The sequence below is a fragment of the Prevotella sp. oral taxon 317 str. F0108 genome (genome assembly GCF_000162415.1).
Lineage (GTDB): Bacteria > Bacteroidota > Bacteroidia > Bacteroidales > Bacteroidaceae > Prevotella > Prevotella conceptionensis.
This window is the reverse complement of the sequence record NZ_GG740075.1, coordinates 14,694-16,714: the sequence shown is the minus strand read 5'-3', so window position 1 is coordinate 16,714 and position 2,021 is coordinate 14,694. Positions and strand designations below refer to the sequence as shown.

2 protein-coding genes are annotated in these 2,021 nt (G+C 47.7%); both read right to left on the bottom strand.

Annotation, left to right across the window (positions count from 1 at the left end):
- Nucleotides 1-171: 171 nt before the first annotated feature.
- Entirely contained in the window at nt 172-795 is a 624-nt protein-coding gene (locus tag HMPREF0670_RS11510; RefSeq protein WP_044078279.1) for a hypothetical protein, read from the bottom strand.
- A 5-nt stretch (nt 796-800) separates the two neighbouring features.
- Nucleotides 801-2,021: RHS repeat-associated core domain-containing protein (locus HMPREF0670_RS11505; protein ID WP_044078217.1), on the bottom strand; the 1,221-nt coding region annotated here is incomplete at its 5' end.

Below are 2,021 nucleotides of genomic sequence, written 5' to 3'. Positions count from 1 at the left end.
CCGACCAGTCCCCGCTCGACATCTCCTGCAACCTCCCTTGTCCGTCGTGGCCGTAGTCCACGCTTGCTCCGAGGCTGCTAGCCGTATGCACATGCCGCCCCGTCGGGTCGAACGTGCGCACACGGGGCATTAATCACATACATATCCCATCCTCCACCCTGCTACTTGCCATCACTCAATGTTATAGCATTCTAGCGTCCAAACTTTATCTATCAGTCTGTATTGGGCTGATAGCTTTGTCTGTTCATCCACTTCCCACAATATGTCCTGCATTTTACCGTTATCAGTATCCGTGAACCTTTTTTGTTTTGGCTTTCCAAACAGAGCCATTGCACGATCGTAAGAAACATTCTCTATAACCGACAACTTAAAACTGCCACTATCGTCAGGTAGCCAAAGGTTTTCAATGAGAAATAGGCGCATGTCCTCCACCAAATCTTTTTCAATGGGTTTGAGAACGGGTAACTTGTTTCTGTATTTCTTTATGTTCTCTGCAAAAAATGGAAAGAAATGTTTACCCATAATCCGCCGTTGCATAGAAACGTTGTTCTTATAAGGATTGAACTCATCTAACGACATTATTAAGTCCATGCCTAAACAATTGCAGTCTTTTTCGAATCGGACTTTTGACCGGATGCCGCGTGTGGTGTACAACGCTCTGAAACAAAAGGCGAGCTCAAAATCTATTTGAGGGTATTTCCTTTCTATTGTTAATGAAAATGCAACAAGTTCTTTGCCTATTTCACTAACCTTTACATAGCCAGGTGAATCAATTTGAATACTTACTCTGTTCATCGTTTTTAATGATAGCATTTATTTCCTGCTGGCTTTTTACCAAATTGCTTTTCAAACTTCTCTACACGGCTTGTTTCAAAATTTTGGAATGAAGTTTTTGCCGATTTATTAGGAGAGTGTTGCAATGGCTTATAGTCCAGATTGTTTTGTCTCAACCATTTCCTAGTGTATCTATTTTGAATTTCGGTACCATTCTTTCTTGTTCTGAAATTAGTTGTTTCCCCTATTTTCCACGTATCTCCTTTTTTTAGATATGTTTTGCCCACGGGTTTATCATTCCCCCATTCATACACATCATAATAACCATCCTTCGTTGCCACTAATTTATATACCTCGGCAGTCAACCCCAGAAGGTCAGTTAAGCTATTTATATCTGATACGTAGGCATACAAAGTGGGGTTCTCACCCATCAACCCTATCGGGTCTTGGCTGATGTAACTTCCCCCATTCGGGTCGTAATACCTGAACCGATTGTAATATAACCCCGTTTCTGCATCCTCGTACTGCCCTTGGTACTTGAATGGAATGAACGCGGATGGCCGTTTTCTTTGCCGGCCGTAGATGTCCAGCTCTTGTTCCCAAACCTTGTTTCCTTGTTTGTCGTAGGCTTGCAGGGGCGTACCGAGGTAGTCGGAGATGATGGAGAAGCAGTCGCCATTGGCAACAAGCTTGGCGGCAGGCACGAACGTGTCTTGCTCGAAGAGCCAAGTGACCATCTCATTTTCTTCCGTCCATTCGTGCAGTGGCACGTTGCCGTCCCAAACGAAGTGGGTGGTCGTTCCTGCGTATGTCTTGCGGATGCGGCGGCCGAGGGCGTCGTATGCGAACGAGACCTCCTTGCCGTCGGGGCGCACGACGCGGGCGAGCATGCCGTCGCTCTGCCAATCATAACGCCAGCCCGTGCCGAAGGCGCGGAAACGGATGCCCAGTTCAGTCTCGAGCCGCTCCTTATTAATAGGGGCGATGACGTTGCCGCCCCACGACAGCTCCTTAAACTCCTTGAACACGAGGTTGCCCTCGCAGTCGTAGTGGTAGAAGAATTCGCGGTCTTCGGCCAATCGTCCGCCTGCGTCATATTTGCGGTCGTCCTTCTCACGCGACTCGAAAAGGTTACCCATGCGGTCGGGCACACGGTAGAGGCGTTCCACCTCGCCGCCGCGTTCGTACTCGGCCGAGATGAGGTTGTCGAACTCGTCGTAATCATATCTGGCCACACGTCCCGTAAT

Coding starts and splice junctions, on each gene's coding strand:
- HMPREF0670_RS11510 (WP_044078279.1), bottom strand. CDS start 795: ATGAACAGAGTAAGTATTCAAATTGATTCACCTGGCTATGTAAAGGTT.